At 72.9% G+C, this 4,437-nt stretch carries 1 protein-coding gene and 1 pseudogene; one reads left to right on the top strand and one right to left on the bottom strand.

The annotated features are described in order from the left end of the window. Positions 1-76: 76 nt before the first annotated feature. A pseudogene (locus ABZS97_RS43450) lies at positions 77-2,338 on the top strand (LuxR C-terminal-related transcriptional regulator); the annotation flags it as partial. A gap of 140 nt (positions 2,339-2,478) precedes the next feature. On the opposite strand, the gene serA reads toward ABZS97_RS43450, so the two are convergent. Beyond that, positions 2,479-4,068 (bottom strand): phosphoglycerate dehydrogenase, encoded by a 1,590-nt coding sequence (gene serA / locus ABZS97_RS43445; RefSeq protein ID WP_356149392.1) that lies wholly within the window; start codon positions 4,066-4,068, stop codon positions 2,479-2,481. Positions 4,069-4,437: the final 369 nt, after the last annotated feature.

The following is a 4,437-nucleotide window of genomic DNA, read 5'->3' as shown; positions in this document are numbered from 1 at the left end:
GTCCGAGGGCTGCGACTGGGGGCCTGGGCGGTTGTGGTGGGGGTCGTGGTTGGGGGGGCCCCACCCCACGTCCGCCGTCCCGGACACCACCGTCCGGCGGATCGTCGAGCGCGCCGAGGGAAACGCCTTCTACGCGGAGGAGTTGCTCGCCGCCACCGCCGAGACCCCGCCCGGCGGCTCCGGTCCGGAGTCCGGCGCGATGCCGAGCGGCCTCGCCGACGTCCTGCTCATCCGGATCGAGCAGCTCTCCGAGACCGCCCAGCAGGTGCTGCGCACGGCCGCCGTCGCCGGACGCCGCGTCGAGCACGACCTGCTGCGCGACGCCGTCCAACTGGCCGAGGACGAGCTGGAGTCGGCGCTGCGCGAGGCCGTCGGCCGGATGCTCCTGGTCCCGGGCGACGACGCCACGTACTCCTTCCGGCACGCCCTCACCCGCGAGGCCGTCTACACCGATCTGCTGCCCGGGGAGCGCGTCCGGCTGCACCGGGCGTTCGCCCATCTGCTGGCCGGACGCGGTGACCCGGCCAAGAGCGCGGCCGAGCGCGCCCACCACTCACGCGAGAGCCACGACCTCGCCGACGCGCTCTCCGCCTCCCTCGAAGCGGCCGACCACGCCCAGCGGGTCGGCGCGCCCGCGGAGCAACTGCGCCATCTGGAGACGGTGTTGGAGCTGTGGCCCGCGGTGGACCCGGCCGCGCGCCCCGAGGACCAGGACACCGTCGCCCTCACCCTGCGCGCGTCCGCCGCGGCCATGCACGCCGGGGAGAGCCACCGCGCGGTCTCCCTCACCCGCACCGCGCTCGCCCGGGCCGGCTCGGACACCGACTCCGAACTCGCCGCCCGCGTCCGCTACACCCTCGCCGGCAACCTCCTGCGCGTCGACAACCTGACGGCCGCGTTCGCGTACAGCAGCGAGGCGCTGGCGATGATCCCGGCCGAGCCCCCGTCGCGTACGTGGGTGTGGGCCGCGGCCACCCACGTGATGGCGGCCCGGTTCGTGGGTGAGGACGAGTCCGCCCGGCGCGTGGCCCACCAGGCGCTGCGCACCGCCGAGGAGCTCCGACTGGCCGACGCCCAGGCCGACTTGATGATCTCCCTGGTCGGTATCGAAGGACCCGGCCGACGCACGTCCGAGGGCCGGGACCGGTTGCGGCGGGCCCGCGAACTGGCCCGGAGCGCGGGCAACATATCCGTCGAGATTCGCGCGCTGTTCAGCCTTGGCATCGGGAGCTACGAGGCGGGCGCCCTCGACGAGTGCCTGACCTGGCTCTCCGACGGGCTGGAGCGCGCCGGCCGCACCGGACTCCTCGCCTCGCCGTACGCCCTGGAGCTGCGCTACCTCCAGTCCCTGATCCTCTACACGCTGGGCCGCTGGGACGAGTGCGCACGGGCGGCCGACGCCGACACCGAACAGCTGCCCGTCGCCAGCCGGTTCGCGACCGGCCCCGCCCTCTATGTGGCGCTGGCCCGCGGCAACCGGTCCGCCGTCGACCGCGCCCGCGCCCTCCTCGACCAGCCGTTCGACTGGATGGCGAGGCTCGTCGCGGGCATCGTGCTCACCGACGACGCGGCCCTGCGGGGCGATCCGGAAGCGGCGGTCGAGCACGTCCGCGGCACGCTCGCCACCCTGGCCGACGGGGCGACCAACGAGCGGCCGGACGTCGGCGTACGGCTCGCGGCGCTCGCCCTGGCCGCGCTCGCGGACCGGGCCGAGGAGCTGCGCCTGACCGGTGACACGGCGGGCGCCGAGGGCTGGGCGCCGACCGCGACCGAGCTGGTGGAGCTGGCCCGCGGCACGGCCGCCAAGGGCCAGGACGGCACCGAGCAGGGTCCGGAGGGCCTCGCCTGGCTGGCCCGCGCGGAAGCGGAGTGGACGCGGGCGCTGTCGGGGCCGCAGGTCGCGGTCTGGGAGAAGGCGGTCACCGCGTTCGCGTACGGCGACCCGTACGAACTGGCCCGGTGCAGGCGCAGGTTGGCGGAGGCACTGCTGACGGAGGGCCGTCGCGCGGAGGCCGCCGAACAGGCCCGCGCGGCTCGTGAGACCGCCGCCCGGCTGGGAGCGACGCCGTTGCTGGACGCCCTGGACACACTCGTCCGCCGCGGCCGGCTGGCCGACGCCCCGCCCACCACGGGCGCCGCGGTCCTGACCTCCCGCGAGAACGACGTCCTACGCCTCCTCGCCCGCGGCCGCTCCAACCGCCAGATCGGCGAGGAGCTGTACATCAGCGGCAAGACGGCGAGCGTGCATGTCTCCAACATCCTGGCGAAGTTGGGGGCTGCCAGCCGCGGGGAGGCAGTTGCCGTGGCGTATCGGGAGGGGCTGATCGAGGCGGAGTAGGAGTTTCTCGCCCCCTGCGCCCCCGAACCCCCGCTCCTCAAAACGCCGGAGGGGCTGAATAGCCCGTCCGGCGTTTGAGGACAAGCCCGTTCAGGGCGAACGGGGGTCTGGGGGCGGAGCCCCCAGTGGCTCGGGCAACCTCAGACGAGGTTGACCGAGCGAGCCGACGTCGCGCCGATCTCCTCCGCGAGCTCCGCCACCGTCGCGGCGGGAACCGTGTCGTCGACGGTGAGGACCGCGAGGGCCTCGCCACCGGCGACCGCGCGGGAGACCTGCATGCCCGCGATGTTGATGCCGGCCTCGCCGAGGATGCGGCCGAGGGTGCCGACCACGCCGGGACGGTCGGCGTAGCGCAGGACGACCATGTGGTCGGCGAGCGCGAGGTCGACGTCGTACTCGCCGACGGCGACGATCTTCTGGTGGTGCTTCGGGCCGGCCAGCGTGCCGGAGACCGCGACCTCCTCGCCGCTGGAGAGCGTGCCGCGCACGGTCACCACGTTGCGGTGGTCCGAGGACTCCGAGCTGGTGGTCAGCCGTACCTCGACGCCGCGCTCCTGGGCGAACAGCGGGGCGTTGACGTACGAGACGGTCTCGTCGACGACGTCCTCGAAGACACCCTTCAGCGCCGACAACTCCAGCACCTTCACGTCGTGCTGGGTGATCTCGCCGTACACCTCGACATCGAGGCGGACCGCGACCTCGCCCGCGAGGGCGGTGAAGATGCGGCCGAGCTTCTCGGCGAGCGGCAGGCCCGGCTTGACGTCCTCGGCGATGACGCCGCCCTGGACGTTCACCGCGTCCGGCACGAGCTCACCGGCGAGGGCGAGGCGCACCGAGCGGGCGACGGAGACACCGGCCTTCTCCTGGGCCTCGTCGGTGGAGGCGCCGAGGTGCGGGGTGCAGACGACCTCGTCGAGGTCGAAGAGCGGGGAGTCCGTGCAGGGCTCCTTCGCGTACACGTCGAGGCCGGCGCCGGCGACCCGGCCCTCCTTGAGGGCGGAGAACAGCGCGGCCTCGTCGACGATCCCGCCACGCGCGGCGTTGACGATGCGCACCGACGGCTTGACCTTGTGCAGCGCCTCGTCACCGATGAGACCGACCGTCTCGGGCGTCTTCGGCAGGTGCACGGTGATGAAGTCGGAGACCTCGAGCAGCTCGTCCAGCGACAGGACCTTGACGCCCATCTGCGCGGCCCGGGCGGGCTGGACGTAGGGGTCGTACGCGACGACCTTCATGCCGAACGCCGACATGCGCTGCGCGACCAGCGCGCCGATACGGCCGAGGCCGACGACACCGAGGGTCTTCTCGGCCAGCTCCACGCCCGTGTACTTGGAGCGCTTCCACTCGCCGTTCTTCAGCGCGGAGTTGGCCTGCGGGATGTGGCGCGCGGTGGCGAGCAGGAGACCGCAGGCCAGCTCGGCTGCGGTCACGATGTTCGAGGTGGGGGCGTTGACGACCATCACGCCGGCCTTGGTGGCGGCGGAGACGTCCACGTTGTCCAGGCCGACGCCGGCTCGTGCGACGACCTTCAGCTTCTTGGCGGCCGCGACGGCCTCCGCGTCGACCTTGGTGGCCGAGCGGATCAGGATCGCGTCGACATCCGCGATCGCGGGCAGCAGCTCGGCGCGGTCCGCGCCGTTGGCGTGCCGGATCTCGAAGTCCGGGCCCAGGGCGTCGACGGTCGCGGGCGACAGCTCTTCAGCGATGAGTACGACAGGTTTCGAGCTCACGTGAGTCCTCACAAATCCAATGCCGATGCGGACGGCCGTCCCGACGGCCGCAGGCGGTGGAGGGTGCTTGCCGCGTAGAAGACGCACGACGCTGTGGGCCTGACGCGTATGTTGTGCAGCAGTGTAGTGCCGCGACGAAGGCGGCCTTACGCCTCCGTGGAAGGATCACCCGTCCGTGGCTGGACGGGGTGGACAACGCCGTGTTCGCGGGCGTTACCCGGGGTTCGCCGAAGGGGCCGGAGCGGGATGCTCCGGCCCCTTCGCCGTGAGGCTTACGCCTCGTCGTCGTTGACCCACGACATGAGCTTGCGCAGTTCCTTGCCGGTGGTCTCCAGGAGGTGCTCGGAGTCGGCGGTCTTGTACTCGTTG

This window comes from Streptomyces sp. NPDC005485 (assembly GCF_040606085.1).
GTDB lineage: Bacteria > Actinomycetota > Actinomycetes > Streptomycetales > Streptomycetaceae > Streptomyces.
This window is presented reverse-complemented; position numbering and strand designations above follow the sequence as displayed.